At 42.1% G+C, this 25,731-nt stretch carries 30 protein-coding genes, 5 tRNA genes and 1 riboswitch; of the genes, 9 read left to right on the plus strand and 26 right to left on the minus strand.

Annotated features, from left to right (window positions below):
* Positions 1–8: 8 nt before the first annotated feature.
* The 5 genes from EHS13_RS36970 to EHS13_RS28020 form a co-directional block, all read right to left on the minus strand.
* A complete protein-coding gene (locus tag EHS13_RS36970) occupies positions 9–197 on the minus strand; it encodes a sensor histidine kinase (RefSeq protein WP_155703542.1) in 189 nt (62 codons plus the stop codon).
* Between the two features lie 149 nt (positions 198–346).
* Positions 347–493, minus strand: coding sequence for a hypothetical protein (locus EHS13_RS36975; RefSeq protein ID WP_155703543.1), 147 nt, complete (start codon positions 491–493; stop codon positions 347–349).
* Between the two features lie 416 nt (positions 494–909).
* Positions 910–990 (minus strand) — tRNA-Leu (locus tag EHS13_RS28010).
* A gap of 38 nt (positions 991–1,028) precedes the next feature.
* Positions 1,029–1,104, minus strand: a tRNA-Lys gene (locus tag EHS13_RS28015).
* A gap of 5 nt (positions 1,105–1,109) precedes the next feature.
* A tRNA-Glu gene (locus EHS13_RS28020) sits at positions 1,110–1,184 on the minus strand.
* A gap of 124 nt (positions 1,185–1,308) precedes the next feature.
* On the opposite strand from EHS13_RS28020, the gene corA reads away from it, so the two are divergent.
* Positions 1,309–2,241: a magnesium/cobalt transporter CorA gene (corA, locus tag EHS13_RS28025; protein WP_155703544.1), complete on the plus strand. Its 933-nt coding sequence runs from the start codon at positions 1,309–1,311 to the stop codon at positions 2,239–2,241.
* 154 nt (positions 2,242–2,395) lie between these two features.
* Here corA and EHS13_RS28030 read toward each other — a convergent pair.
* From EHS13_RS28030 to EHS13_RS28040, 3 genes are all read right to left on the minus strand, one after another.
* Positions 2,396–2,483: transfer RNA gene (locus EHS13_RS28030), tRNA-Ser, on the minus strand.
* Positions 2,484–2,492: 9 nt separating this feature from the next.
* A tRNA-Asn gene (locus EHS13_RS28035) sits at positions 2,493–2,568 on the minus strand.
* 45 nt (positions 2,569–2,613) lie between these two features.
* Positions 2,614–3,090, minus strand: a complete 477-nt coding sequence (locus tag EHS13_RS28040) for a SprT family protein (protein WP_155703545.1) — start codon at positions 3,088–3,090, stop codon at positions 2,614–2,616.
* Positions 3,091–3,244: 154 nt separating this feature from the next.
* Between EHS13_RS28040 and EHS13_RS28045 the strand changes: the two genes are divergently transcribed.
* Together EHS13_RS28045 and cmpA are read left to right on the plus strand one after the other, a co-directional pair.
* On the plus strand, positions 3,245–3,604 hold the full coding sequence (locus EHS13_RS28045; protein WP_155703546.1) for a hydrolase/acyltransferase: 360 nt from the start codon (positions 3,245–3,247) through the stop codon (positions 3,602–3,604).
* A gap of 102 nt (positions 3,605–3,706) precedes the next feature.
* Complete coding sequence (gene cmpA, locus EHS13_RS28050; RefSeq protein WP_155703547.1) at positions 3,707–3,856, plus strand: cortex morphogenetic protein CmpA; 150 nt, start codon at positions 3,707–3,709, stop codon at positions 3,854–3,856.
* Between the two features lie 347 nt (positions 3,857–4,203).
* Here cmpA and EHS13_RS28055 read toward each other — a convergent pair whose 3' ends face one another.
* From EHS13_RS28055 to EHS13_RS28075, 5 genes are all read right to left on the minus strand, one after another.
* The gene (locus EHS13_RS28055) at positions 4,204–6,504 is read right to left on the minus strand and encodes a Tex family protein (protein ID WP_155703548.1); all 2,301 of its coding nucleotides are present in this window, start codon (positions 6,502–6,504) and stop codon (positions 4,204–4,206) included.
* Between the two features lie 184 nt (positions 6,505–6,688).
* Entirely contained in the window at positions 6,689–7,039 is a 351-nt protein-coding gene (locus EHS13_RS28060; RefSeq protein WP_155703549.1) for a type II toxin-antitoxin system PemK/MazF family toxin, read from the minus strand.
* A gap of 3 nt (positions 7,040–7,042) precedes the next feature.
* On the minus strand, positions 7,043–7,321 hold the full coding sequence (locus EHS13_RS28065; protein WP_155703550.1) for a CopG family ribbon-helix-helix protein: 279 nt from the start codon (positions 7,319–7,321) through the stop codon (positions 7,043–7,045).
* A gap of 173 nt (positions 7,322–7,494) precedes the next feature.
* Entirely contained in the window at positions 7,495–8,673 is a 1,179-nt protein-coding gene (gene alr / locus EHS13_RS28070) for an alanine racemase (RefSeq protein ID WP_155703551.1), read from the minus strand.
* 138 nt (positions 8,674–8,811) lie between these two features.
* The gene (locus EHS13_RS28075) at positions 8,812–10,122 is read right to left on the minus strand and encodes a LolA family protein (protein ID WP_155703552.1); all 1,311 of its coding nucleotides are present in this window, start codon (positions 10,120–10,122) and stop codon (positions 8,812–8,814) included.
* Between the two features lie 323 nt (positions 10,123–10,445).
* Between EHS13_RS28075 and EHS13_RS28080 the strand changes: the two genes are divergently transcribed.
* A complete protein-coding gene (locus EHS13_RS28080; RefSeq protein ID WP_227013544.1) occupies positions 10,446–10,889 on the plus strand; it encodes a hypothetical protein in 444 nt (147 codons plus the stop codon).
* A gap of 8 nt (positions 10,890–10,897) precedes the next feature.
* Here EHS13_RS28080 and EHS13_RS28085 read toward each other — a convergent pair whose 3' ends face one another.
* The 4 genes from EHS13_RS28085 to EHS13_RS28100 form a co-directional block, all read right to left on the minus strand.
* Entirely contained in the window at positions 10,898–11,479 is a 582-nt protein-coding gene (locus EHS13_RS28085; RefSeq protein ID WP_155703554.1) for a GNAT family N-acetyltransferase, read from the minus strand.
* Positions 11,480–11,713: 234 nt separating this feature from the next.
* On the minus strand, positions 11,714–12,874 hold the full coding sequence (locus tag EHS13_RS28090; protein WP_155703555.1) for a methyl-accepting chemotaxis protein: 1,161 nt from the start codon (positions 12,872–12,874) through the stop codon (positions 11,714–11,716).
* Entirely contained in the window at positions 12,838–13,359 is a 522-nt protein-coding gene (locus EHS13_RS28095) for a cache domain-containing protein (RefSeq protein ID WP_155703556.1), read from the minus strand. The genes EHS13_RS28090 and EHS13_RS28095 overlap by 37 nt, the downstream gene beginning before the upstream one ends.
* 513 nt (positions 13,360–13,872) lie before the next feature.
* Positions 13,873–14,547, minus strand: a complete 675-nt coding sequence (locus EHS13_RS28100) for a hypothetical protein (protein ID WP_155703557.1) — start codon at positions 14,545–14,547, stop codon at positions 13,873–13,875.
* A gap of 236 nt (positions 14,548–14,783) precedes the next feature.
* Positions 14,784–14,870, plus strand: a riboswitch (cyclic di-GMP riboswitch).
* A gap of 201 nt (positions 14,871–15,071) precedes the next feature.
* Between EHS13_RS28100 and EHS13_RS28105 the strand changes: the two genes are divergently transcribed.
* The 5 genes from EHS13_RS28105 (at position 15,072) to EHS13_RS28125 (ending at position 20,014) form a co-directional block, all read left to right on the plus strand.
* Entirely contained in the window at positions 15,072–16,370 is a 1,299-nt protein-coding gene (locus EHS13_RS28105; RefSeq protein ID WP_155698944.1) for an IS110 family RNA-guided transposase, read from the plus strand.
* Positions 16,371–16,820: 450 nt separating this feature from the next.
* Complete coding sequence (locus tag EHS13_RS28110) at positions 16,821–17,882, plus strand: HD-GYP domain-containing protein (RefSeq protein WP_155703558.1); 1,062 nt, start codon at positions 16,821–16,823, stop codon at positions 17,880–17,882.
* A gap of 33 nt (positions 17,883–17,915) precedes the next feature.
* Entirely contained in the window at positions 17,916–18,278 is a 363-nt protein-coding gene (locus tag EHS13_RS28115; protein ID WP_155703559.1) for a PH domain-containing protein, read from the plus strand.
* A gap of 41 nt (positions 18,279–18,319) precedes the next feature.
* The gene (locus EHS13_RS28120; protein ID WP_155703560.1) at positions 18,320–18,460 is read left to right on the plus strand and encodes a hypothetical protein; all 141 of its coding nucleotides are present in this window, start codon (positions 18,320–18,322) and stop codon (positions 18,458–18,460) included.
* A gap of 63 nt (positions 18,461–18,523) precedes the next feature.
* Positions 18,524–20,014, plus strand: coding sequence for a CAP-associated domain-containing protein (locus tag EHS13_RS28125; RefSeq protein ID WP_155703561.1), 1,491 nt, complete (start codon positions 18,524–18,526; stop codon positions 20,012–20,014).
* A gap of 73 nt (positions 20,015–20,087) precedes the next feature.
* On the opposite strand, the gene EHS13_RS37280 is transcribed toward EHS13_RS28125, so the two are convergent.
* From EHS13_RS37280 to EHS13_RS28165, 9 genes are all read right to left on the minus strand, one after another.
* Positions 20,088–20,219: a hypothetical protein gene (locus EHS13_RS37280; RefSeq protein ID WP_264373551.1), complete on the minus strand. Its 132-nt coding sequence runs from the start codon at positions 20,217–20,219 to the stop codon at positions 20,088–20,090.
* A 61-nt stretch (positions 20,220–20,280) separates the two neighbouring features.
* Positions 20,281–20,661 carry a DUF2304 domain-containing protein gene (locus EHS13_RS28130; RefSeq protein WP_155703562.1) on the minus strand — a complete coding sequence of 127 codons (381 nt, stop codon included), beginning with the start codon at positions 20,659–20,661 and terminating at the stop codon, positions 20,281–20,283.
* Complete coding sequence (locus EHS13_RS28135; RefSeq protein ID WP_155703563.1) at positions 20,658–21,377, minus strand: glycosyltransferase family 2 protein; 720 nt, start codon at positions 21,375–21,377, stop codon at positions 20,658–20,660. Before EHS13_RS28135 ends, EHS13_RS28130 begins: the two co-directional genes overlap by 4 nt.
* Positions 21,378–21,466: 89 nt before the next feature.
* Entirely contained in the window at positions 21,467–21,790 is a 324-nt protein-coding gene (locus EHS13_RS28140) for a hypothetical protein (RefSeq protein ID WP_155703564.1), read from the minus strand.
* Positions 21,780–22,082, minus strand: coding sequence for a hypothetical protein (locus EHS13_RS28145; RefSeq protein ID WP_155703565.1), 303 nt, complete (start codon positions 22,080–22,082; stop codon positions 21,780–21,782). Before EHS13_RS28145 ends, EHS13_RS28140 begins: the two co-directional genes overlap by 11 nt.
* A gap of 70 nt (positions 22,083–22,152) precedes the next feature.
* Positions 22,153–23,106: a glycosyltransferase family 2 protein gene (locus EHS13_RS28150; RefSeq protein WP_155703566.1), complete on the minus strand. Its 954-nt coding sequence runs from the start codon at positions 23,104–23,106 to the stop codon at positions 22,153–22,155.
* A 38-nt stretch (positions 23,107–23,144) separates the two neighbouring features.
* Positions 23,145–24,050 (minus strand): transketolase family protein, encoded by a 906-nt coding sequence (locus EHS13_RS28155; RefSeq protein WP_155703567.1) that lies wholly within the window; start codon positions 24,048–24,050, stop codon positions 23,145–23,147.
* Positions 24,047–24,832, minus strand: a complete 786-nt coding sequence (locus tag EHS13_RS28160) for a transketolase (protein ID WP_155703568.1) — start codon at positions 24,830–24,832, stop codon at positions 24,047–24,049. The genes EHS13_RS28155 and EHS13_RS28160 overlap by 4 nt, the downstream gene beginning before the upstream one ends.
* Positions 24,833–24,845: 13 nt before the next feature.
* Positions 24,846–25,721, minus strand: a complete 876-nt coding sequence (locus EHS13_RS28165; RefSeq protein WP_155703569.1) for an NAD-dependent epimerase/dehydratase family protein — start codon at positions 25,719–25,721, stop codon at positions 24,846–24,848.
* Between the last annotated feature and the right edge of the window lie 10 nt (positions 25,722–25,731).

Here is a 25,731-nt window from a genome sequence, read left to right on the forward strand (position 1 = left end):
GGGTAGTATTAATTTTGAAATAATATCCTAAAGGAATACATGATCTCCTTAAGATATGCACCAATTGCTATTATTCCCTTTCTACCACTATCTCGAATACCATGATAAAGCGCATTCTCAACAAGAGGTTGTAGAATAAATCTAAGAATAGGATATTTATATACGTCTTCTTCAATCGTATACTCAACTTCGAACATATCCGTGTACCTCATTTTTTGAATAATTAGATAGTCAACTTGTAGCGGCAGTATGTGATGCGGATTTACTAGAAAAACATCTAAAGCGGATCGAGCCAACACCGATCGAGACCGTGTAATGGCTGGAAAATTGCCCTGACTCTCTTCGTCTACGGGGCTATTGGTCGTTCTTCAATGCCAGGCTTCCTCGAGAACTCCAATTGTAAATCGATGATTGTCATACCGACAGAAGAAGCAGCGATTGTCCAACGCCCCAGAATGCAGGGTGAACCCTCACTTACCGTCCTCCATTTCATTACCTCCCCACAACATATGACTGCTCCCCGATCCCCTCACTTTATGGGATACTATCTGCGATAACCTCCATGAGAGGGGAATAAAAAAATGAATGAACAGCAACGACAAGCGAGTATGATCGGAGTGATAGGCTGATATTTTGCAAAAAAACGCAACGCAGCGGGCATGGTTTCAGTCTGCGCAAACGCAGTGTTGGTAAAAATAAGCACATGAAGGAATCTCCATCAGATTGATATTTAAGATCTTAAAAATATTGCTTATAAGAAGCAGGCATTGATTACCACTCTATTCATTATTTTTTCGTCCCCAATTCGTCCCCAAAGATTTATATCCAATATACTTTTCACTCATCATATCAATTTTAAAAACAAAAGAACCCTTACTGTGTAAGGGTTCCGAGAGTTTTAAACTGTAATGCGGTCAGCGGGATTTGAACCCGCACACCCGAAGGCACCACCCCCTCAAGATGGCGTGTCTGCCGTTCCACCATGACCGCTTAATACGAGGGTATTTAATTTTTGTAAAGTACAAAAATGGTGAGACATGAAGGATTCGAACCTTCGACACCCTGATTAAAAGTCAGGTGCTCTACCAGCTGAGCTAATGTCTCATAAATGGTGACCCGTAGGGGACTCGAACCCCTGTTACCTCCGTGAAAGGGAGGTGTCTTAACCACTTGACCAACGGGCCTAAACTTCGTCTTTCTGAAAGACAACAAAAGTTATTATAACGGATATGGATACGAAAGACAAGCTAATTCTTTTATGCTATGCTGTGGTTAATAGTCTTAGGTTCAAGAACGGTGGGATCCAGTATGCTGATTTATAATTCAACGAATCAAAAGATAACCGAAGAAGATGTCCGTGCCCCACTAGAAGCTGAGGTTGTGTGGATTCGCATGCTTAAACCATCACCTGAGGAAGTTAAGCATGTATTGGGTGAAACTTTTAAGTGTCATCCTTTGCTTGTTGAAGATTGTATTAATATGAAGCAACGTCCTAAGATGGACCGCTACAAGAATCAAACATATCTCAGCTTTTATGCGGTACATCCTAAGAATATGACGCCAATTGAGATGGCGATTGTGATTGGGAAGAATTATCTCATCACAATTTACTATGAAGAAATTACTTTTCTTGATGAGCTTCATCAGGAGTTCCAGCAGTTTGACAATAGAATGGACAATTCTGGTGCCATTCTCTACCATCTTTTAGATCGCTGTGTGGATGAATATACGCTGCTAGTGGACCATGTCGAGGATAAAGTCGATAAAATGGAACGCGGTATTTTTCGGAACCCTTATATTCGGATTGCCAAGGATATTTTTCATTTGAAGCGTTTGTTGCACCAGGTTCGTCGTTATATGGCTGAGGAGAAAATTATTATGGGCGCCATCTGTCATCAAAACCTGCCTTTTATGAGCAATGAAGCGGATGTCTATTTTATTGATATTTATGATCATATTTCACGCGTTGTCGACTCTTTGGACTCTTACAGGGAATCCTTAACAGGCCTTTTGGAGCTGCAGATGGGGATGAAGTCTGATCGGATGAATGAGATTATGAAAACGTTGACGATCATTAGCTCGATTTTTTTACCGTTGACGTTTATTGTTGGGCTTTATGGGATGAATTTTCGAGTCATGCCTGAGCTTGATTGGGCATACAGCTATCCGATTGTTATCTGTGTAATGTTTGTGATTACAGCGCTCATGGTAATTTATTATAAACGCAAAAAGTGGATGTAAGCAAGGATAAACGGCTACGCCATCCTTCCGAAGGAAGATGGTGTGTTTGTCCGGAATTATAAGAAAGTATAAGTAAAAAAACTTATACTTTCTTATAATTCAACAAAAAACCGCAGCTGCCGAGGCAACTAGCGGTTTTTGTTTGGTGCTAGAACGGAGAGAGAGGGATTCGAACCCTCGCACGCATTACACGACTACTCCCTTAGCAGAGGAGCCCCTTATAGCCACTTGGGTATCTCTCCAAAAGTTAATGGCTCCCCGAGCAGGACTCGAACCTGCGACAACTCGATTAACAGTCGAGTGCTCTACCAACTGAGCTATCAGGGAAAATGACACTTTAAAATTTATCATGATTTTTGGTTGAAGTCAAGGTTAAGTCACTTGCTTGACAAGTACAATCTGAAATAGCTTTAATTTCCCCCGACATTTTCCACACGCGTATTTAGAAGGATTGACTTTACGCTTACGTAAATACTCCATTTCGCAGCTTGTACAAAGCAATTTATAACGATAGGGCTCCTTGCGTTTAGGGATCGGCAATGCACTGCAAAACCTTGTTCCACCCACCTGCTTCAACAATTGTTTGAAATCTGCATCACGATGCTGATAGCCGCGACGTGCCAAATGCAAATGATAATGGCATAATTCATGTTTAATTATTTTTTCAACTTCTTCCGTTCCATGCAGCTCTAATTGCAAACTACTAATTTCAATATTATGAGATTTGGTAAAATAACGCCCCCCGGTCGTACGCAAACGGCTATTAAATGAAGCTATATGCTTAAAAGGCACACCGAAGGATGTTAATGAAATATGCTCGATCCACTGCTGCAGCTGCTTATTCTCCATGCTTATTCCCCTTAAGAATGAATGATCTCTACTTGAATTTGTACCCTACATTCGTTACACTGTCAAGTAGGAATGTCCCATCAAAGGACATTATGAATTTTAAATATTACGGCAATCTATTATATTTTAAACGATAAAGGGGAATGCTTCTACTATGGCTAAAATGAGATACGGTATGCTTCAATTGGGCGATGTTTTGGAATTTGTGGAGATGCCTGCTACCCATATGTATCAGCTGACTGCATTAAATCGCAGACTACATAAAGAAATTGCGAAATTCACCGCAGGTAACATCCCCAAGCTCCCTGTAATGACGATTGAGTGCGACAATTTAGATATCATGGACGATCGCTTTCCGATTTGGAACGGTTTGGATTACATTAATCATTTGGAGCAAAAATTTGCTTCTATTACGGAGACGGAATATCCGTTAATCTCACTTTTGACGGAAATTCGCGCTTTGCAAGCACAGTTGGAGCAGTGGTATGAGGAAGAAGCAGAAGGATTGGTTTAGTTGCAATAGCTTAGATTATAGCTAAAATAGTCACATCCGCCCTGTTAAGCTCATATGCTGTGGAAAAGCAACGGATCTTGGATCCGAAAGGGGCTGACACCTATGCCACAATGGCTATGCAATCAGTTATCACGCGCTTACCAGACTAAAAACCTGAGACAGGTTCGTTTATTAAACGAATGCTGGTTCTTTTATTGCACCCGATATCGTGAGGAATTAGAAACAAATTTGTCTGAGCAGGGAAGTATGTAATAGTTAGTGAAACCGTCCTAAAAGGGGCGGTTTTTATATGCTAATGAGTGGCAAGTTATCTGAAGCAATAAGAAATATCGTTACAAAAGCTAGTTAGTTTGAGTGACGGGTTGTAGCGATATTATTTAGTGTTAGGGCAGCTTAAGGTGAAAAAAGTAAGCTACAGGGTGCCTTGAAACAATATAAAATATAGTTACAGAAGCAAATTAGTTTAGTAAAAAGCCGTAGCAATAATATTTATTGTTAGGGCAGCTTTAAGTGGAAAAAGTTAGCTAGGAAATGCTGAAAAGCAGCCTTCACCGTGAGGTGTTGACTGCTTTTTGTAATCCACTTGGCATTCCAAGTGGTTATTGTGTTTTCATTGTTAGGCTTACGCGGCCTTTTTTCATGTCTACTTCAAGGACGCGGACGGTTACAGTATCTCCAATGGAGACAACGTCCATCGGCCGTTTCACGAAGCTGTCGCTGAGCTGCGAGATGTGGACGAGACCATCGTTCTTGATGCCGATGTCCACGAAGGCGCCGAAGTCAATGACATTGCGCACGGTGCCATGCAGTTCCATGCCCGCTACGAGGTCCTCGATCTTCAGCACGTCGGTGCGGAAGATCGGTAAGGGCGTCGACTCGCGCGGGTCGCGTCCAGGCCGCTGAAGGCTGTCCACGATGTCCCGCAACGTCGGGACACCCACGCCAAGCTTCGGCGCGAGGGCTTCAGGCTCAAGCAGCTGCAGCGTTTCACGCAGCGGCTGTGAGCCGAGCTGGCGCAGTTCCAGGCGGAGCTCCTGGAACAAAGCATCGACCACCCCGTAGGACTCGGGGTGGATAGGAGTGCCGTCCAGCGGGTTCTCACCCCCGCTGATCCGCATGAAGCCTACGCATTGCTCGTAGGCTTTAGCCCCCAACCGCGCAACCTTCTGCAGCTGCTTGCGGTTAGTGAACTTACCGTGTTCCTCCCGGTAAGCAACGATGTTCTTCGCGATCGTGCCGTTCACTCCCGCGACGTGGGACAAAAGCGACGGCGACGCTGTATTCAGGTCGACGCCAACATGATTCACCGCCGACTCGACGACGCCGGTCAAGCTCTCTTCCAGACGTTTCTGCGTAACGTCATGCTGGTACTGCCCGACCCCGATGGACTTGGGGTCGATCTTCACAAGCTCCGCCAGCGGGTCCTGCATCCGCCTAGCGATCGAGATCGCACTGCGTTCCGACACATCCATGTCGGGGAACTCCGTTTGAGCCAGCTTCGAAGCCGAGTATACACTCGCCCCGGCTTCGCTCACAATAATATACTCGAGCTTGCGAGAGTGCCCTGTTCCTACTCCTGTTCCTACTCCTGTACCCGCCCCTGTTTCCTTCAGCGTCCCTGAATCCTTGACCTCTTTAATCAGCTCAGCAATAAACTGCTCGGTCTCGCGAGAAGCTGTTCCATTGCCAATTACAATCAATTCAACGCGATATTGACTGATCATTTGCTTGATCTTTGCTTTGGCTTCCGTAATTTTGTTATTAGGTGGGGTTGGGTACGTAACTGCAATTTCCAGCACCTTACCGGTATCATCGACAACAGCAAGCTTACAGCCTGTCCGGAATGCGGGATCGACGCCAAGTACAATTTTACCTTTTACCGGAGGCTGCAGCAGTAAAGCACGCAGATTCTCCGCAAAAATTCGAATCGCATGCTCCTCGGCTTTATCCGTCAATTCCCCACGGACCTCACGGTCAATAGATGGTGCAAGCAAACGTTTATAGGCATCTTCAATAATAAGCGTTAGGGTTGACTTAACAATCGATTCACCGCGAATATAATGACGCCCGATGAAATCATGGATTTTATCATTCGTCACATCCAAAGCTACCTTGATCACTTCTTCTCTTTCCGCACGATTAATCGCTAAAGTACGATGTGGAGGCAGGCGTTTAACCGGCTCTTGGTAAGCATAGTACATTTCATAAACGGATTCTAACTGCTTGTCCTTAGCTTCTGTTCTTACTACACCATTATCATGGGTATAACGACGAATCCACGCACGCATTTTAGCATCGTCTGCAATTTGCTCAGCAATAATATCCATCGCTCCTTGCAGTGCCGCTTCAGGGGTTGGTACATCTTTAGCTTCATCTACATATTTACCCGCTTCAGCTAGCACATTCCCTTGTTTCGGTTGGGTCATAACCCAAGCAGCTAAAGGCTCTAAGCCGCGTTCTTTGGCTACGCTTGCCCGTGTTTTGCGTTTTTGACGGAACGGACGATATAAATCCTCCAGCTCTTGCAGCTTACCCGCTTGTTCAATAGCAGCCTGAAGCTCCGGAGTTAGCTTGCCTTGTTCATCTATTAATCGAATGACCTCAAGCTTGCGTTCTTCGAGGTTTCGCAGATACTGCAGTCTTTCTTCAATCGCGCGCAGCTCATTCTCATCCAGCTCGCCTGTCATTTCCTTACGATACCGAGCTATAAAAGGAATGGTATTCCCTTCGTCCAACAAATCCATGGTTGTTTTAACTTTAGCTTGCGGCAATTGGAGCTCTGCAGATATTTGCTTTAAGATGCGCCCCTGCGTCTGTGCTTTTTGTGCTGCTGTCTGGACAATTTTCGTTTTTCCCTCTGATGCTTCTCTTGCATCCAAAACCTTATCTTCTTTTTCCATGCTTCCCATCCTTTATGTATACGATTAATAGGCAACATGTTGTCCGTTAACTGTATTATTCTTGATTTTTCGTCCATTTCCAAGCCTCTTTACAGCCAAAAAACGAGGGAACCAAACCGCCCTCGCTTCATTTTATTCTCTAGAGTTGGTTTTTCATTATTAATCTTTAGGGTTGGTTTTGCAGTTAAAAATCAATCAAGCCCACACTAATTTGTAAGCCTTCATCTACCTTACGCATCGTTTCATCATCGAGATGAGTAATTTTATCCGTTAAGCGTTGTTTATCGATGGTTCTAATTTGTTCCAGCAGAATAACGGAATCACGATCAAAGCCATGTGTTTCTGCATCAATTTCCACATGTGTAGGCAGCTTTGCTTTTTGAATTTGTGCCGTAATTGCGGCAATAATTACAGTAGGGCTGAAGCGATTTCCAATATCATTCTGAATAATCAATACCGGTCGAACGCCTCCTTGCTCAGAACCGACCACAGGAGACAACTCTGCAAAAAACACATCGCCACGTTTAACAATCAATGTCTACACCCCGCTAACTAAACGGTTCACAGTGCTTCCAGCGTCTTCCTCAGCTTGAAATGCTTCCAAAGCAATGTGTAAATTGATTTTGGCCATTTCCATATAGCCGCGCTGCATGGATTCACGGAGCACTCTTTTTTTACGTTCCATCAAATAAAGCTTCATAGCTTGCCGAATAAACTCACTGCGATTGGAGTTTTCTTTCTCTACAATCCCATCGACTTCTTGCAATAAATGGTCTGGTAGACTGATCATAATACGTTTTGTGTTTAGATTAGACAACTTTCGCACCCCCAACTACGTTGCACAGCTACTATTACCATTATGATGAAGATGAAGCATTTTTATACAGAGTTCAATATATGCATAGCGTATATCCAATATGTTATATTCTACATTCGTCTGCATAATCCTGCTTAATTCGCAAAAAACTCTACAAGTAAATCATGGGATACCTATATGCCATGGTGCTGCAATAAATTGACAGCATGGAAAACTTGACCTCCACGTATATAAACTCTTGGTACGCGATGTGAGATCATACAAGTGATTTCATAATTGATGGTGCCCAGCTGCACGGCCAACTCATCCGCAGTAATGCTGGAATTTCCTTGTCTCCCGAGCAGAACAACCTCATCCTCTAGCTGAACTCCGTCGACACTGCTTACATTAATCATACATTGATCCATGCAAATGGTCCCAACAATCGGCACTTTTTGCCCATGAATCAACGCTTGTGCCTTACTTGTCAGCATACGTGAAAAACCATCTGCATAACCAACGGGCAAAGTGGCAATCCACTCAGACTCAAGCTCTGTGCGATAGATGGTACCGTAGCTAATACCGGAGCCTTTAGGCAGCTCTTTCAGATGAACCACACCTGTTTTTAAGCTCATCACCGGTTGTAGATCTATACGTTCCTTATGAACCTCACCCGAAGGATAAAGCCCGTACATGCTGATACCTAACCGTACCATATTGTATGTTAACTCAGGGACATCAATTGCAGCTGCACTATTCCCCGCGTGGATATATTTAAAGCCAACCTTCTTTTTAGCAAAATATTGGACAACTCCATCAAACTTCTCATGCTGCTTGATCGTATACGTTTTATCTGCTTCATCCGCGCTGGCATAATGTGTAAAAATCCCTTCGACATTCACATAAGGCAAAGCCAAAGCTGCTTCTATAAAAGCGATCGCTTCCACTTCGTCATGAAGCCCTAGCCGACCCATTCCCGTATCCAGCTTGATGTGGATGTTCACGGGATACTCTTCACTGCTCAAAGCAGCCAATGCTCTAAGAATCGTTGGCTGATATACATTTAAGGTTATGTTATATTCAATCGCCAGAGGAAGCCCCTGCTCCGAGGTATATCCCAGAACTAGAATCGGTGCGGTTATTCCTGCACGGCGAAGCTCTAAAGCCTCATCCAGAAATGCGACCGCCAAATATGCAGCACCGATCTCCATAACTTCTTTTGCTACTGCGACAGCACCATGTCCATATGCATCGGCTTTAACTACAGCCATAATCTCCACATTAACCGGAATCAGCTGACGAAAGGCGTGAAAATTATGCTGCAAAGCATCCAACGATATCTCAACCCAGGTGGGGCGGTAAAACGAATCCACTTACATTCACCTTCTTCTAAAACGGAGAAGGGACTAAAGTCTATAATCCGACTCTAGCTCCCTTTATCAGCTTTGATTGCATTCTCTAATCATTAAACCTATGTTAATCGGTTCTCCGAAGGCTGTCAATGCTCCGAATTACTTGCTGCTTTGTCCTTCGAATGCCATAGCAACTTTAATCATTTCTTCCTCTGGCAAATCGCTGGAAGATAATTTAAATTCCATACCATTCTGTAACCATTGCAGGGATTTCATCTCATCCCCCGTAATAACGGCCAAAGTGAAACCAAGATCAACAATGTCTCCATTAAGTACAGTAGCCATTGCTTCTTCAACCTGAGGTTTGGATTCGACGATTGAATAGTTATAATCACCAGCGTAGCGCATCAATATCGCTTTAGTACCTCCAAGTGTTATTTCGGCAATATCTACCTGTTTAACACCTAATGGGGTGTAGCTTGGATCAATAGCTCCAAATGTCAGCTTCTCTTCTTGAGGATTTGCCGGGTTTACTGGTTCTGCTGGGTTTACTACAGGTTCAGTAATTGGGGTATCTGTTTCCCCAACAGCTTTATCATCCGGACTTTTCTTACCATCTACTGGGGTGCCTGAAAGTGCAGCGTCTTCTACATCTTCTGCATTTTCTACTATCGTTGCTCCTGTTACGGGATCGATTGTACCTGAAACTGCTTTATCTTCGGGAGCTACAGTGCCAACTGTTGCTTTATCAACCTCTGGCTTTATCAGATCTTTAATGGTTGGATCCACGTTCCCAGTAGCTTTTTCCTGATCTAAAGGTAGAATGTTCATGTTTCCTGCTGTCATATTTCGCTTCATATCAAAAGAATCCTTATCAAACTTCTTGCCAAATTCAAATTGCTTAAAGTCGACAATAACCTTGACATTCGCATTAGCATCGGATACTTCGACGTGCTGTGGTGCATAATTCTTTTTATTCAACCAAATTCTTTGCCTTGCTAAGTTGGATGCATTCTGGTAATTGGCTGTCACATCGAACACATACGCTCCATTGTCTACAGTAAATTGACGCGCTTTATCATCGACAATGCTTTGTACCAAGGATTGATACAGATAAACCTGTCCTTGCCTTTCGGGCCAATCGCTTTTAAAGCGAAAGCTTTTGTTCAAATGCGGCGTCAAAACGAACACTCCTTCATCGTTGCGCAAAACAATTTGGGAAATGTCTTTTTTCTCATTGACCAGTGAGATTCTGTAATAATTCTTGCTCTTGTACCACACTTCCACTTGATAATCCTGCGGCTCCTGCCCCGTCTGCAATGTCATGGTTCCGCTAGCTTGATAGCTGTCCATTTTGCCAACTAACTGATCCAAGTCATTCACCACAGAACCTGCATCCTTCTTGCCGCATCCTGCCAAAACCATTGTTACTCCTACTACGAGGGCTATAATCCATGTGATCCGGCGCATTCCCCTCATCCCCTCTTCCCAGTTAAATTAAAGTCTTGTACATGTCTATGAGGGGACTTGGACATTTATGCAGACTAGCATGACAAGCTGAGAAAGAATTCTGACAAGAGTTTAGGCTGTGACAGTTTGCTGAAGGACAGACTATCATAGCCTTTTTAGTCAGTGATTGTTGTTGTGGCGCTTCGTTTGGAATGTTTGAGTATTACAGGATAACCTTAACAAGAAAGGAAACACTATAAATAAAAAGTGAAGGATAGTGATATTTGGTGAGCAAAATCATACTGTGGCTGCTACTGATCGGCCCTTGGTTAACCCTATTCTTCATGGAAAAAGAGAGCATAAAGCGTTATGCCCCGGCAGCCATTCTAGCATCCTTTCTAATGGCTGTTTATAATGTGATTGCTTTTAATCAGAAACACTGGATTATTAAAGTAGTTATTATACCTTGGTTAAAGCCTTTATTCGTTTCCGGTGTATTCGGAATGTTTATAATTGCAACTCTTTGGATTTTCCACTTAACATTCGGCAAATTTTGGGTATATCTAGTGACAAACATTGTTATGGATTTTATGTTTGCTGTATTTCCATTCCATTATTTGTTACAAGAGAAATTAGGGGTATATCAACTAATCCATATTACTCCATGGGAACGTTGGTTTATATTTGTTGCTTTTGCATTAATTCTATACGGTTATCAAATATGGCAAGCTGAGATTTTTAAAACCAAAGAGCAGGTTTGGTCCCGCTCCAAGGAAAAAGTCAGATAATAACGTTTCTATTTAGTATCTAAAAAATGCTCCAGCCGCTCTTTTACACTCGGCCATTCCTCACTAATAATACTGTAAATGCTAGCATCACGAATGTAGCCGTCACTTAGAATTCGATTTCGCCTGAGGATTCCTTCTTGAACCGCGCCTAATCTCAGGATCCCTTGGTTGGAGCGAGTATTCCTTATATCCGCACAGAATTGAACACGTACGGTTTCTAGTACTTCAAAGCAATATTTAAGCAGCATATATTTGCATTCTGTGTTCATACGCGTTCGCCAGACAGATGGGTTGTACCAGGTCCAGCCAATCTCCAAGTGGCGATTAGGCATGGAGATATTCATCAGCCGCGTAGATCCTACGATGCTATTCGTCTCTAAATCAATCACTGCAAAAGGTATTTCCACACCTTTTTCTTTAATCAAAAGCGCATCCTCTATAAATTTCAGCGTTTCCTCCAAAGTTTGGATTTTTTCTGGCAGGTAGGTCCAGATTTCCGGATCTTTAGCAGCATCATATAATTCCTCAGTATGCTCCAAGCTTAGTGGGGTGAGTTTAGCACGAAGGCCAGTGAGCTCGATCGAATCCATTTTCAAGTACCCTCTTCCTATCTATTCTGTTTTAGGTAAGAGTAACATGCTAATTAGTAGAGTTGAAGATCCAATTTCTCCTAAATTGAATAGACCAATTTGCTATGAAGCGGTCATTCTTCGGAAACAGCTAGGTAATTTCCCCGCATAGAACATTAAATATTCATCCATCATCTTCTTAGACATCAAGGAGATAGCCTCCCGAATGCCTTTATTGGTTAAACTCTGCTGCTTTTATAAGCGAAATTTCATTACAATTCGATTAAACTCATATGTTAAGGCGCCGAGAGACTGGGTAGAGCTTGCTATCTCTTCGGAAGCCGCTGCAGACTGCTCACTAATCGCTGCAATGGATTCAATTTGACTCATAACTTCCTCGGATTGAGTCGCTTGCTTCTCACTTGCAGCCGCAATTTCCTCTACTTGCTGTGCGACTTCTGCAAAAAATCGTACGGTATCGCCAAGCACTTCTCCTGTTTGCTGTGAAAGCGTCGCTGCTTCATTTACGGCATTTACGCTCTCTTGCGTGCTTCCTTGCATGCCTTTAATAATTAAAGCAATTTGCTTTGTTGCTTCTCCACTTCTTTCCGCCAATTTCCGTACTTCATCGGCAACTACAGCAAATCCTCTGCCTTGTTCGCCAGCTCGAGCCGCTTCGATCGCTGCATTAAGTGCAAGCAAATTAGTTTGATCGGAAATATCGTTTATGACTTCAATAATGTCCCCGATCTTAATGGAGTCCTTCTCCAATTCGGACATACGCTGTGAAAGCTTGTCCATGCTGTTAATCGAAACTCGGATGGCTTCTCCTCCAGATATTGCCCCTTGATTCGCTTTTTTCGTAATCTCTGATGCTTGCTGTGCTTTTTGAGATACCGAATTAACTACTACAGTCAATCCTCTTACTAGCTCTGAAGCATATTGGGCAGCTTCTGCTTGATTCATGCTTCCTTTTGCGACATCCTCTGTTGTTGCGGATATCTCGGCCGTAGCTGCTGTTATGCTAAGAGAGGACTCCATTGCTTGTCCAATTAGTATTTTTAAATTATCAATCATTTGATTAAATACGATCGCTACCTGTCCAATCTCATCTTTAGAATTGACCTTAATTGGTTGAACGGATAGATCGCCAGAGCTTACTTTTTCAGCAATTTCTTTCATTTGGAATAGTAGCTTGAACTTAATATTTAGATACCACATAAAGGCAAAAGCGATGATTAAGGAAAGGATAGCAATACCCACTATTAGAACGGATCGTATTACGGGTAATGACCCATTAAATTCAGTTGGGTAAGCGGCGATTCCAAACGTCCACCCCCATGGTTCATAATAGTCGGTGTAACCGATTTGTTGTCGGGCTACAGTTTCATTAGCATTCTTCCAGCATTCTTCCATGGATATACAAGAGTTCGATCTTCTGCATTTGGCAATTTCCCCCGTCTTACTAATTCAGCAGTAAGATAGACCCCATTATCGAGTTGATAATCCTTGAGGCTTACATTCTCAAAGCCAAGTGGATGCATAGTTAGTGTGATATCATTGTCACTTGCCCACATGTAACCTTCTGTCTTATACATAAAGTGAGCTTTAGTTAAATCCCGTGACTTGCCATCCGGATTCATCGGACCGTCAATGATGTCTTTTGCTTTGTCCTGTGCTTCTTTTAGTGTTAAATTGCCTGCTATCACTTCGTCCTGCAAGGTGGCTGAGACCGCTATGGCGCCTGCAACAATCTCCTGGAGCTGCTGGAGGCCTGATTCCTTCAATTCTTTTTTCGCAGTTTGGTAAGTAATGACCCCCGCTAAAGTCCCCGAAAGAATAACCAACAACGTGACAATTAGAATGAATTGAATCTTGATACTGCGTTTCCATAATTTCATTTTACTCTTCGCCCCCTTAACTGAATAAGGCTAATTATGGGTTACAGGTATTTGGTAAGTTCCCTGCAATTTGTTAAGCATTTGTTAGTTTTGCTAACACTTTTCTGTGTTTGTTAATTGCTGAAAAAGGTGCATTTCTGCACCTCATTCAGCTACTTTGAGCGAATCCACCGGTACAAGGTGCATTTCTGCACCTCATTCAGCTACTTTGAGCGAAGTCACCAGTATAAGGTGCATTTCTGCACCTTATTCAGCGACTTAGAGCGAATCCAACGGTATAAGGTGCATTTCTGCACCTCATTCGGTCGCTTTGAGCGAACCCGCCAGTACAAGGTGCATTTCTGCACCTCAATCAGCCACTTTGAGCGAAGTCACCAGTACAAGGTGCATTCCTGCACCTCATTCAGCTACTTTGAGCGATTCCACCAGTATAAGGTGCATTTCTGCACCTCAATCAGCCACTTTGAGCGAAGTCACCAGTACAAGGTGCATTTCTGCACCTTCTTTCCGAATTTACCAAATCCAACCATCCGTAAATGAGCGTACAAATTCGTAGCGCACGATTTTGGTTTCTTTTCCAGATAAAATTGGTTTGAGCTTCCCCTTCTTGCAAAGCGATTGTAAAGTTAACACCGCCGTACGACGATTGATTCTCAGCTCCTTAACAATATCAACTGGCCGAATAAAATCATTATATTGGAGCGTTAGCAGTAATACTCCGCTTTCCAGGCGAGTATATTTGTTAACTTGTAAGTTTGTCGCCATATACGGTGCCAATAATGATTTCAGCAAATTAATAGTCAGTTGAGGATCAGCCTCCAAATCATCGTATGGGATTGCAACTACGCGAAACCCTAATATTTGCAAATAAATTTCACGGTCTAACTCACGTCGATAACGAATCCTGTCCGTATCTTGTACATGTGGACCGTAGCCTTTCACCTCAAATGCAAACTTACATCGTCCGGGCTTCCACACAAGATCAATAAAATAAGGCTTTCCTCGCCAATCCATAACCTCATATTCAGGATGCAAATCATCAAAGTTACCGAATATATGCCACCATACACGCTCCATAAATACTTTTTCACCATGTCCATGCCCTCTTTGCAGTCTACCTTTTCGCTCCCCCGATCTGCTATTGAAGTGATAGTCCAACCATTTGTTATACTCATCGTTAAATCCCATCTAAATTATCTCCTCTTGAACGCAAAAAAGTCCCAAGCACCATCAATCAATGGATGCTCAGGACGTTCTTCGTCACGGTTTTATTTATAATTATAATACTAAACTAATCGCTTAAAGACAATAACTCCCCCCAACATTATTCTATTGGAATGTAGGTCTAAATATAGAAGACTTCTTAACTAAATTTCTTGCATAATGGTAGATATTATCATAGAAATAGATTACTATTAGTTCATAGACGAGAAGGGCAAACTTATCGAAAGATAAGGGCGCAAAGCTGCAGACCTAAAGGTTGTTGGACCAATGGTGGCTGGGTTACCGAAGCATAGGAATGTCATTCATGATGTTATTAATCATCCTAGCTTCTTTTGAAGCAGGGTGATTTTTGTTTTTATACGATACTACTTAATTTAAGGAGCTATTCCTGTAATGAAGTAATTTGAGCTTTGAATGAAAAATGCACCTCTTGTATACTAGGAATTGTTCCAGCCAGAACAAAAACCTATACGAAAAGAGGCGCACAAATGAAGTATAAGATGAAACAGAAGCAGAATCAACGGATTACACGAATTTCTGAAAATACGTTGGTTGTAGGTGCAGACATTGCTAAGAAAATTCACGTGGCACGTGCTGTAGATTATCGTGGTATTGAGCTAGGTAAGGACTGTGAGTTTTACAATGATCGAGAAGGCTTAACGAAACTAGCTGGATGGATGAAGGGTCTACAACAGGATCATGCCAAAAGTGAAATTGTTTTTGGTGTCGAACCTACCGGACATTATTGGTTTCCGTTAGCGGCTTATCTGCAAGGTGAGGGAATTAAGGTTGTGCTCGTCAATCCGCATCATGTCAATAAGACAAAGGAAATAGAGGATAACTCTCAAACCAAGAGTGACTACAAAGATGCAAAGGTTATTGCAGATCTCGTTCGCAATGGAAAGTATACGGAACCGAATTTGCCCACAGAAGCCTATGCAGATTTACGTATTTTAATGAATTTGCGTGAAAAGGTCGTGGTGAATCTAACTCAGGTTCAGGCACGTGTACACAACTGGATTGACCGTTTCTTTCCTGAATATCTACAGGTGTTTAAGGATTGGACGGGTAAAGCTTCACTCATGGCCTTGCACCAATTTCCTACTCCGCAAGAAATTGTCTCTTTGGGCGCCAGAGGCGTTCTTGTTCATTGGAAGACGGAAATTAAGCAGGGTGTGGGCATCAAGAGAGCTGAGAAACTGTATGAGACTGCTCTATCTTCCATCGGGCTGACCGAAGGGGCGGTTGCCGCTCGGATAGAGCTAGCCGCTTTGTTAGAGCAGTTTAACCTGTTTTCTAAGCAAGTAGAAACGATCATGCAAGAAGTTCTGAAAATTCTTGGTGAGATCCCAGGAACAGCGCAAATGCTGGGCATTCCAGGAGTGGGTATTACAAGCGTGGCAGGATTCCTAGCAGAGGTAGGAGACCTGAATAAGTATGATCATGGACAACAGATTATTCGTTTAGCTGGCTTGAATCTTAAAGAAAACAGTTCTGGCAAGAGAAAAGGCAAGACGGGAATAAGTAAACGAGGACGATCGCGTCTTCGGGGATTACTCTTCCGTTGTATCATGCCAATGGTAGCGAAGAACGCAGAGTTTAAAGCACTACACAAGCATTATACAACGCGAAGCCAGAATCCGTTGAAAAAGAAGCAATCGCTTATCGCATTATGTGGAAAACTGGTACGTGTACTCTTTACACTTGGAACAAAGCAAAAAGAATATGACGCCTATGATGTAATAGGACCTGTTCGCTTAGTGCAATTACAAAAAGATGCTGCATAAATTGAGATGTTCACTTATTCACATGTGGACAGAAATGAATCAATAATAAGAAGTGTGAATTCTCACTTTATTAACATGTTTACAACTTGACAATTGAAGCACCGGAGAAGCCGAAGTTAATTTTCCATAAGGGCCATGACCCAGTTAAGGAGCAAGAATCGGCCTCCACCCCTTGAGAGGTAGAACGAAGGAATGTAAGGGCATAGACCCAGCGTGATATGGGAGGGTAAACCCCAAGGGTGAATGTGGAGATCCACTGTGCGATCATAAACAATATTCACAGTTTGGATGAAAACGAGTCCAAGCCCTGTTCCCGCAACGACCCTTATAGAAATATATGGTTCTACAACAATTTTCCTCCATTCTCCTCAAGGTGTCAAAGTTGAAAAACTAAGAATAAGCGAGAAAACAGGCGAAAACAATACTTTATAGTGGGAGGGATTTTACTCTATGCAATTTACTAATTATGAAGATCTTGTTGGAAAGCGATTGCTTCAAAGTGTTGTTAACTCAAAAGGCATGATGATCATTCCAACGGAAACCATCCTCTCTGAAAGTCATATCGATAAGCTAGAAAAATTCAAAATTGAGACCTTCAATATCCATGTTGAGTTGGTAACAAATGAAGAAGTAACCGTTTCAGTATCGGATGCTCCCGATTCTCCAAAAGCGGCTAAAGCTAACGGTTCCGTTAAGCGGACTAATGCCCTGCTGCAAGAAATTGAAGATATTGTTAAATATACGGGCAAAGTCCCGATTGCTGACGTTGAGAATTTCCTTTTGCCAACCATCCTTGAAGCAACTAAAAACAGCAGCATTTATAAGCTCTTTGCTGACTTGAAAGCAGAAGGCGATTTTCGATTTAAGCATAGTATCGGAGTTTCTTATATTGCTGCTCTCCTTGGGCGTTCACTCAAAATGGATGAGGATGAGATCGCTCATCTCACAATAGCTGCAAGCCTTTGCGATATTGGCTCTATTAAACTGCCTCATACTTTGCTGCATAAAACCTCAGAGCTTGATGCAGGTGAATATGACATGATGAAGCTGCATACCTATATGGGGAGAGATCTTCTGAAAGAGTCTGCTCTTGACCCTCGTGCTGCCATAGTAGCTGTTCAACATCATGAAAGAGAAGATGGCAGTGGATATCCCCAACAGCTAGCAGGCTCGGAAATTCATATTTTCAGCAAAATAGTAGCCTTAGCCGATGTTTACGTAGCCATGACATCCGATCGCCCGCAGCGCCCAGCGTTACCTTTCTTTCAAGTCATTCATACCGTTTATGAGAATATCCTGCATGGTCAGTTTGATTCAAAAATTGGCTTAACGTTTCTAAACTTACTCATGAATGCCCAAATTGGCAGCGAAGTCATTCTATCCAATGGAAAAAAAGCATCGATAGTACTTGTTCACGCAAGTAACCCAGCCAGTCCATTAATTTCAGTGGATGGTGCATTTATTGATTTAAGTAAAACAAGCTCGCTGCAAATCATGGAAATCGTTGGATGAGAACTTCAATTTAGAAAAAGGGAGTTGACCGTGATGCTGAACGAAACGGTTCTATGGGAAGGCAAGCCATTTAATTATGGAGTTCCCAGCTTCATTAAATACACAATAACCGATCAGCGGCTCATCGTGGATCGGGGGGTATTCACTAAAAAGCGTGAAGAAATCCGTCTATATCGCATTCGGGATATTTCCTTGAAACGTAATCTTATGGAACGGATAGTCCGAGTTGGCGATCTTCTACTATACACAACGGATACTACGACCCCTACCTTTTTATTGAAAAATATTCGTGATAGCATTCATGTATCCGATTTATTGAGCGAAGCCATTGAAGTATCGCGTCTTAAATATAAAGCTCAAGAGTTGACAGAGATTCAGGCTCCTTTAGAGCCATAAAAGTAGTTCAATTCATAGGCGAGGTACTCTACGAGGAAGAATTGCTTAAACTTAAAGGCGATACTACCGTAACCTTTGCAGATTTTGGACTAACTAATCCACATTTAGTGACTCTGACTACGCAAGAAGATATTAAAATTATTCTACAGCTGGTGTTAAGTGATAAAGAACTGGTAAAATAGATAGTACTGTACCGATTCATAGAGAAGCTTATTTCAGCCAACTAGGGAAAGGATTGACGTAAAATGCAGCTAAGAGGAATGTGTAAGGTAATTATTGGAACCATAGCGATAACGCTTACAGTAGGAGTTTCATCTATTAAGTCGGAGAGAATACTAGCAGATACCGATACTATCACCTTCAGTGATGTTAATGGACATTGGGCAAATGCAACCATAATGTGGGCTGCTGATCTTGGTATTGTAAAAGGAACAGGTGACGGTACTTTCGGACCTAACCGCAATGTGACGGAAGCTGAGTTTGTGACTATGCTGTTTAATTCTTTTCCAGAAATGAAAATCCCAATCGTGCCATCGAGACCCTGGTATACCAAATATTATACATATGCTCTGACTACTATGAATTGGCCTGTTTCACTCGCGGCGGCATCTAAACCCGTTTTGCGGGGGCAAGTTGCAAGCATTGTTGCCGCATCTCAAGGTCAGCTGCTAAGTATGGATAAAGCTGTGCAGTACTTGCTCGACCATAAGCTTGCTAATGGGAAAACCGCTGCAACCGTTGCAGGATTTGGTAAAGAAGCACCGCTGACTCGTGCTGAAGCCGTTAGTTTCATGAAAAACCTTTTGGATCAGGGGGTTACTTTATCCGCTGCTAAAGGAGTTGTAGAAGAAGATAAGCTTAAGAGAAATGAGACTGTTAGGGATGATGCCGAATTCTCGATACGCGGTATTGCCATAGGAGATTCTGAAGCTGATCTGGTGAAAAATCTCGGACAACCCATTCGTAAAGACTTAAGTGAATATGGATTTCAATGGTATATTTATAACAAAGATTATAAAAATTATGCACAAATAGGTGTGTTGCAAGGTAAAGTCGTTGGCTTATATGGCAATACTACAAAATGGCAATCGAAGCATGGGATTAAAGTCGGAAGTACGGCCGTAGAAGTTAAGAAACAATATGGCGCTTCACTTACTGAAATTCAAAAAGGCAACACAATCTACTCCATTATGCGTGAAGCTGGAGAAAAAGATATATTCCTATTGGATGATGCGTATACGACTATTTTTTATGATATTCATGTCAACTATACCGTAACTGCTGTCCAACAAATTGCTAAAGAAGTTGAGCTCTCGCTAAGAGGCTTTGCTGGAAAACCAAGCAAAGAGCTAAGTCAAAGCTTTGAGCGACAGGACTTCGACTTAGTCAATGCCGTTCGCGTTAGAATGGGTCATACCGCATTTATCTGGGCTGATGACGCAGCAGCCTCAGCACGCAAGCATAGTGTAGATATGGGGAGCAATGGTTATTTTGCACATGAGAATTTGGCTGGGAAATCTCCGTTTGATCGGATGAAAGCAGAAGGAATCACATACTCGTCAGCTGGTGAGAACATTGCTTATGGCCAGCAAAGCGCCATATTCGCCCATGAAGGCTGGATGAATTCAGAAGGTCATCGTAAGAACATCCTAACCGATTTCAAACGACTAGGTGTTGGAGTTGGCTTAAGTGAAAAAGACCGCGTCTACTATACAGAAAACTTTTATACACCGTAAATCAGTTTCATCGGACAAAGCAAATAAAGGCAACCCAGAGGTCATTGCTGACTGCGGGGTTGCCTTTTTCTTTTTAGTTATATACCCAATACCAAATGGCAACAAGAATAAAGGTCCAGAGAATGGTACCAAATACGACCCCAAAAACCATTCCGCGCCCTACTGCCATAGGGTCTTCCTGATACGGTTCCTCACGGTCACGCATAAACATACCCCCTTGTACTACTTATGAGTATGTTATGCATTATGCAACCATTCCGTTAAAATTATACCTTCGCCTTTACAAATTCATCTACACGTTCCTGCAGCTTCGCCAATTCATTCTTATAAATGCCGAGCTCCTGCGACAAATGTCTAATCCGGACCATATGTTGGGATAAGGCAACCGTTAAGCTAAACACGATCATCAACGAGACCAGAATACCGAATAAGAACAGTACATTAACCGGCGTCTCAATACCAAACCAATGCGCAATATTGGAGCTTATTTTTGGAATTACTGCTAGAAGAATTGTAGCTAGACTAAGGAATAACCATAACAATGAATATTTAAGCTCTAGCTTATATTTAACGATTTGGTTTAAGAGAAATACTAATCCACCCAAAGAAATTAACGACATAATCAGCTGCAGCTTCAGAGGGATCATTGGTTCACCTCAGTGTGCCTGCGCATTTTATCAATCAGAATGGCAATGGACACTTTGATCATATAATACAAGGTTCTAAAAGATTTAATCGACGAAACTCCACCCAGCCGCTCTTGCATAATAACTGGGATTTCGCTAATCCTATACCCGTTTCTTTTGATAAAGACAATCGATTCTGGCTCTGGGTAATCCGCGGGATAAAAGCGTGAGAACAATTCGATCACTTTAGCATTGCAGGCACGAAAGCCGGAAGTCGGATCCGTCACCTTCTGGTGAATGAGCAGATTAATTAGCAAGCTGAAATACTTGATCCCCATCCGGCGCATCGCTGTCGATTGGAAGCCCTCTTTATTGATATAACGCGAGCCTATCACTAAATCTGCTTGATTATTAAATAACGGTTGAAGAATATTACTTATATATGTAGGGTCATGCTGCCCATCTCCATCTACTTGTACTGCATAGTCATATCCATGTAAGTGCGCATATTTATAGCCTGTTTGCACGGCTCCACCAATTCCGAGATTACAAGGCAAATGAATCGTGTTTACATTCAGCTCTTTGCATATCTGCGCAGTTTGGTCCTGAGATCGATCATTGATGACTAAGATATCGAGCTTGGGCTCTACCTGTCTCAGCTTGTACACTAAATCAGGGAGATTATCCTGCTCATTATAAGCGGGTACTATAACTAAAATCTTGGCTAGCTTCTGCAATTTAAACAATTCCTTCCAGGCTTATACCTATTTGCTTCACAAGCAAAAGAAGTCTCATTGATCAACCTAGAGACTTCCCTTAATCACAGTTAATCATCATCTGGCTCTATTCCCCAAAAAAAGAGATGGGACAGCCCTGTATTTGCATAATAACATGCATCAATGTAAACCTTCTGATCTTCAAGTGAAATAGAATAAACAATAATAACGTTATTTAAAAGCATCCAGTTGTAACCGTTAAATTCAAATCCTACATACTCTGCCATACCATCGCTGCGTTCAAGCGGTTTGTCAGCAAGAATATATTTAGCACGTTTAAAAACTTCAATGGATTTAACTTTCCATTTCTTCATTCTAGCGAGACTTACTTGAGCGTGAGATGACCATATTACTTCAAATTGTCTATCTTTCATCTGCTATCTCATCAACCAATTTGGTAAAATCGGCAATATCATTACTATAAATGGGTATACCATCATCACGATCCATTTTTGACTGTCTTAATTGCTGCAGTATCTCTTGATTGGAGAATATTGCATCTGTTATCTTGCCTTTTTGTTCTAAGGTAGGTGTAGGTTGAATCAGATCAGCTTTATATCCGAACTGCTTTTCCATCACTTGAACTAATTCATTTACTTCAATTACATTTCTGTTTTTGAAGGTATTATAGAATTCATCAAACTGTTCCTTTGTAACATATTGCATATCGACTCACCTCGCTTTTATACAATTATATCATAATCTTGAAATTGTAAACATCTCTCTACAGAACCGTTCATTTGTTTATATCGTGATCTTTAATAAAATTAATCCGTTCCTTTTCCACTACCAAAGGTCGCTTTAAAACCTGGGTGTGGATGGAACCAATATACTCTCCGATTATTCCAATAAAGAAAAGCTGAACCGATGAGAAGAAGAAGAGACCTATTACAAGTGGTGCTAAGCCGACTGAGAAGTAATTCCAGAATATTAATTTAGCCAACAAATACACAATCGCCACTAAGAAACTAATAGCTGACATCGCAAAGCCAAGCATCGCGGCCAATCTAAGTGGGATTTTGGAATGATTGGTAATCCCCAGCATCGCAATATCATATAGAGTGTAAAAATTATTTTTAGTAATTCCTCGTTTGCGTTGTGGCTGAAGGTACTCTATTTTATAGCTTGGGAAGCCAATATCAGAGATCAGCCCTCTAAAGTAGGGATAGGGATCATCAATTTCACGTAAAATTTGAATGATTTGTTTATCGTATAAGCCAAAGCCGGTATTGTTCTTAGTTAACTCGATCTCAGAGACGCGGTTAATGAAGTTATAGTACATTTTGCGAACGCCAAACATGAGGAAGGATTCCTCGCTCTCCGTTTTAACACCAAGTACAACCTTGTAGCCTTCTTCCCACTTCTCTACAAAATCCTTAATCATCTTAGGAGGGTCCTGCAAATCAGCCACTAGCAGAATGACCGCATCACCACTGGCTTGCAGCAAAGCATGATAAGGCGAACGAATATGGCCGAAGTTTCGCGAGTTTGCGATAATTTTCACGTTGGGATCTACAGCAGCCAGCTCTTTAAGAAGCATCAGAGTATTATCCTTGGAAGCATTATCTATAAAGATATGCTCATACGAATAATTGCCCAGCTGCTCAATTACGGCTTTAACCTGTGCATAGACCTCTTTAACATTGGCTTCTTCGTTATAACAAGGCGTTACAATGCTGATCGATTTCATCTGGACCTCCTTTTCTCGGACAAGCGTATTTTCTGAAATTATACCATAAAGTCTGTAATTTCTTGATAGGCATTTATCAGCTTACCCCTAAGGTACTGCTGACTTCCAACATCATGGCAGAAAACATCCTTAATCCCAATCCGTTTAAAGCGAACCGCTTGTCCACTCTCAGCAATAACTTCTGCTACTGCACTACCTAATCCACCAATGATATTGTGCTCTTCTAACGTTACCATCGGTATTCCTTTGTTGATCAAACGGAGTACAGTTTCTGAATCAAAAGGTTTAATGGTATGCATGCTGACCAACGTTACTGTCTTACCTTGTTCTTTAAGACTGTCGGCAATTTGATTGCCTTCTTCGAGCATATTGCTGGTTGTAATGATAATCAAATCTTTTCCTTCTGAAACCTGTATTGCTTTACCGATTGTAAGCTGCTGGGTTTCCTTGTGTATCGTAGGTTCGCCATTTTTGCCTAGTCGGATGTACATCGGACCTTGGTAATCGACGCTTTGCTTGACGATTTCTCTTACTTCAAGCGGATCACCTGGGCAGCAAACCGTCATATTAGGCAGGTTTCGCATCACCGCGATATCCTCGATGGAATGATGTGTTGCACCAGCAGGTCCATAAGATAGTCCTGCACCTACACCAATTAATCTGACATTAGTGTTCATGTAGGCTACATCAACTCGCACCTGTTCGAAGCAGCGCATAGTGACGAAGGGTACGATGCTGTATACGTAGACTATTTTGCCAGAGAGAGCTAGACCCGCTGCTACACCTACTGCATTCTGTTCAGCAATACCGACATTTAGAAAACGATTAGGGAACAGATCACGAAACCGTTCTAATACGGAAAAGCCCAAGTCCGGCGTGATAATGAAAATACGATCATTTGATTTAGCTTCTTCTGTTAAGGTATTTATAAAAGTGGTTCTCATGCTTCACCTAATTCCTGCAGGGCTTGAGCGAGCTGTTCATCGTTAGGCGACTTATAATGCCACTCCAATTTATTCTCCATATAGGAAACCCCTTTGCCTTTAACCGTGTGAGCGATAATGGCTCTTGGACCTTTATGCGGAAGCTTGAAGGCATCCTCAATAGCTTTAAGATTATGGCCGTCTATATCGATTGCATCCCAGCCAAAGCTGCTCCAGCGCTCCGACATGTTCTCTTGATTGATAACTTCATTAGTCCACCCAAAGCTTTGCAGCTGATTGTAGTCAATAATTACCGTCAAATTCTGCAGCTTTAAAGTCGAGGCAAGCATAACCGCTTCCCAAATCGATCCCTCATTGCATTCACCGTCGCCAACCAATACATAGATATGCCCTTTATCCTGATCAAGCTGATTCGCAATAGCCATGCCAATTCCAATCGATAAACCATGTCCCAATGAGCCAGCAGAAACTTCGACGCCAGGAACAGCTTCCATATCCAGATGCCCAGGGAGCAAACCACCGTCCACATAATAACGATCCAAATATGATTTTGGAAAATAGCCTCTCTCAGCCAATGTTGCATATAGGGCCGCACCACCGTGGCCTTTGCTAAGGATAAACTTGTCTCGTCCAGCCATAGTCGGATTGGTAGGATCTAAGTGCATAATTTTATAATATAATACGTACAGAATATCAACCATCGACAAACAAGTCCCCACATGCGAGGATTTTGAATAATGGCACATATGTACAATCGATCTACGTATATTGGTATTTTCCATTCGGAGACCTCATTTATTTGATTTGGGGTAACAATGATTTGAGCTTACTTACATCAGCCTGCCACATTTGCGGTTCATTGGCTCGAGGAGGCGCTTCGCCCCAGATGGGCTGAAGATGTGTCTTATCTAACTTTAAAGCTATTGAATTATAAAATTGCTCAATTGTTTGTTGCTCACCAGATGCCACATTAATAATATCACCTGAGGAAAAATCAGTATCAATAATATCCAGATAGACTTGAGCTACTTTTTCAATTGCGATAAAATCTCTAACGGATTGAGGTCTAGAGAGTTTAGGACGCTCGTTGCTTAATAAGGAGTTCACAATGCTAGGATACAACCTTGAAGGATCTTCTAACTCACCATACGGTGAGAATAATCTTAAGGTACACACCTTTGTCTCGCTTGTTTTCCCTAGCATTGTGCAATAATTCGTAGCTGCAAGCTTAGTGATTCCGTAGAAGTTCACGGGTTCACACAGATCTGTCTCTTTTATCGGATGGTTCTTCAAGCCGTACTCGGAGGACGTTCCCGTATTGATAAATGTAGCTACACCACTTGAAATCGAAGCATCCAAAAGATTCATAGTAGCTTGGATATTTGATTGCAGCATTTGGGAATGATTGCTTTGGCTAGGAAAACCTCCATAGGTTGCAACATGGTAAACAACATTAGGCTTTGCCTTGTCGATGATCTCGAACACTTCAGCCCGATCTTCTAAATTACAATAAATCAGCTGCTTCAGTTGTTGTTTAACATCAGCTATCCTCCATAAATCTGAGGTTCTACGCGCAAGGATGTATATTTCTAAATCTGGCTTGGCTAATAAAGCACGCACTAGATTGGCACCAACAAAGCCAGTTGCGCCAGTTACAAGTATTTTTCGCAAGCTGTCTCAC

The sequence above is a fragment of the Paenibacillus psychroresistens genome (assembly GCF_009728935.1).
Taxonomy (GTDB): domain Bacteria; phylum Bacillota; class Bacilli; order Paenibacillales; family NBRC-103111; genus Paenibacillus_AC; species Paenibacillus_AC psychroresistens.

What these genes read in the sequence shown, in the direction of transcription:
- EHS13_RS36970 (WP_155703542.1), bottom strand. Translation starts at nt 197, where the DNA reads ATGTTCGAAGTTGAGTATACGATTGAAGAAGACGTATATAAATATCCT.
- EHS13_RS36975 (WP_155703543.1), bottom strand. Translation starts at nt 493, where the DNA reads ATGAAATGGAGGACGGTAAGTGAGGGTTCACCCTGCATTCTGGGGCGT.
- corA (WP_155703544.1), top strand. Translation starts at nt 1,309, where the DNA reads ATGCTGATTTATAATTCAACGAATCAAAAGATAACCGAAGAAGATGTC.
- EHS13_RS28040 (WP_155703545.1), bottom strand. Translation starts at nt 3,090, where the DNA reads ATGGAGAATAAGCAGCTGCAGCAGTGGATCGAGCATATTTCATTAACA.
- EHS13_RS28045 (WP_155703546.1), top strand. Translation starts at nt 3,245, where the DNA reads ATGGCTAAAATGAGATACGGTATGCTTCAATTGGGCGATGTTTTGGAA.
- cmpA (WP_155703547.1), top strand. Translation starts at nt 3,707, where the DNA reads ATGCCACAATGGCTATGCAATCAGTTATCACGCGCTTACCAGACTAAA.
- EHS13_RS28055 (WP_155703548.1), bottom strand. Translation starts at nt 6,504, where the DNA reads ATGGAAAAAGAAGATAAGGTTTTGGATGCAAGAGAAGCATCAGAGGGA.
- EHS13_RS28075 (WP_155703552.1), bottom strand. Translation starts at nt 10,122, where the DNA reads ATGCGCCGGATCACATGGATTATAGCCCTCGTAGTAGGAGTAACAATG.
- EHS13_RS28080 (WP_227013544.1), top strand. Translation starts at nt 10,446, where the DNA reads ATGGAAAAAGAGAGCATAAAGCGTTATGCCCCGGCAGCCATTCTAGCA.
- EHS13_RS28085 (WP_155703554.1), bottom strand. Translation starts at nt 11,479, where the DNA reads ATGGATTCGATCGAGCTCACTGGCCTTCGTGCTAAACTCACCCCACTA.
- EHS13_RS28090 (WP_155703555.1), bottom strand. Translation starts at nt 12,874, where the DNA reads ATGGAAGAATGCTGGAAGAATGCTAATGAAACTGTAGCCCGACAACAA.
- EHS13_RS28095 (WP_155703556.1), bottom strand. Translation starts at nt 13,359, where the DNA reads ATGAAATTATGGAAACGCAGTATCAAGATTCAATTCATTCTAATTGTC.
- EHS13_RS28100 (WP_155703557.1), bottom strand. Translation starts at nt 14,547, where the DNA reads ATGGGATTTAACGATGAGTATAACAAATGGTTGGACTATCACTTCAAT.
- EHS13_RS28105 (WP_155698944.1), top strand. Translation starts at nt 15,072, where the DNA reads ATGAAGTATAAGATGAAACAGAAGCAGAATCAACGGATTACACGAATT.
- EHS13_RS28110 (WP_155703558.1), top strand. Translation starts at nt 16,821, where the DNA reads ATGCAATTTACTAATTATGAAGATCTTGTTGGAAAGCGATTGCTTCAA.
- EHS13_RS28115 (WP_155703559.1), top strand. Translation starts at nt 17,916, where the DNA reads ATGCTGAACGAAACGGTTCTATGGGAAGGCAAGCCATTTAATTATGGA.
- EHS13_RS28125 (WP_155703561.1), top strand. Translation starts at nt 18,524, where the DNA reads ATGCAGCTAAGAGGAATGTGTAAGGTAATTATTGGAACCATAGCGATA.
- EHS13_RS37280 (WP_264373551.1), bottom strand. Translation starts at nt 20,219, where the DNA reads ATGCGTGACCGTGAGGAACCGTATCAGGAAGACCCTATGGCAGTAGGG.
- EHS13_RS28130 (WP_155703562.1), bottom strand. Translation starts at nt 20,661, where the DNA reads ATGATCCCTCTGAAGCTGCAGCTGATTATGTCGTTAATTTCTTTGGGT.
- EHS13_RS28140 (WP_155703564.1), bottom strand. Translation starts at nt 21,790, where the DNA reads ATGAAAGATAGACAATTTGAAGTAATATGGTCATCTCACGCTCAAGTA.
- EHS13_RS28145 (WP_155703565.1), bottom strand. Translation starts at nt 22,082, where the DNA reads ATGCAATATGTTACAAAGGAACAGTTTGATGAATTCTATAATACCTTC.
- EHS13_RS28150 (WP_155703566.1), bottom strand. Translation starts at nt 23,106, where the DNA reads ATGAAATCGATCAGCATTGTAACGCCTTGTTATAACGAAGAAGCCAAT.
- EHS13_RS28155 (WP_155703567.1), bottom strand. Translation starts at nt 24,050, where the DNA reads ATGAGAACCACTTTTATAAATACCTTAACAGAAGAAGCTAAATCAAAT.
- EHS13_RS28160 (WP_155703568.1), bottom strand. Translation starts at nt 24,832, where the DNA reads ATGGAAAATACCAATATACGTAGATCGATTGTACATATGTGCCATTAT.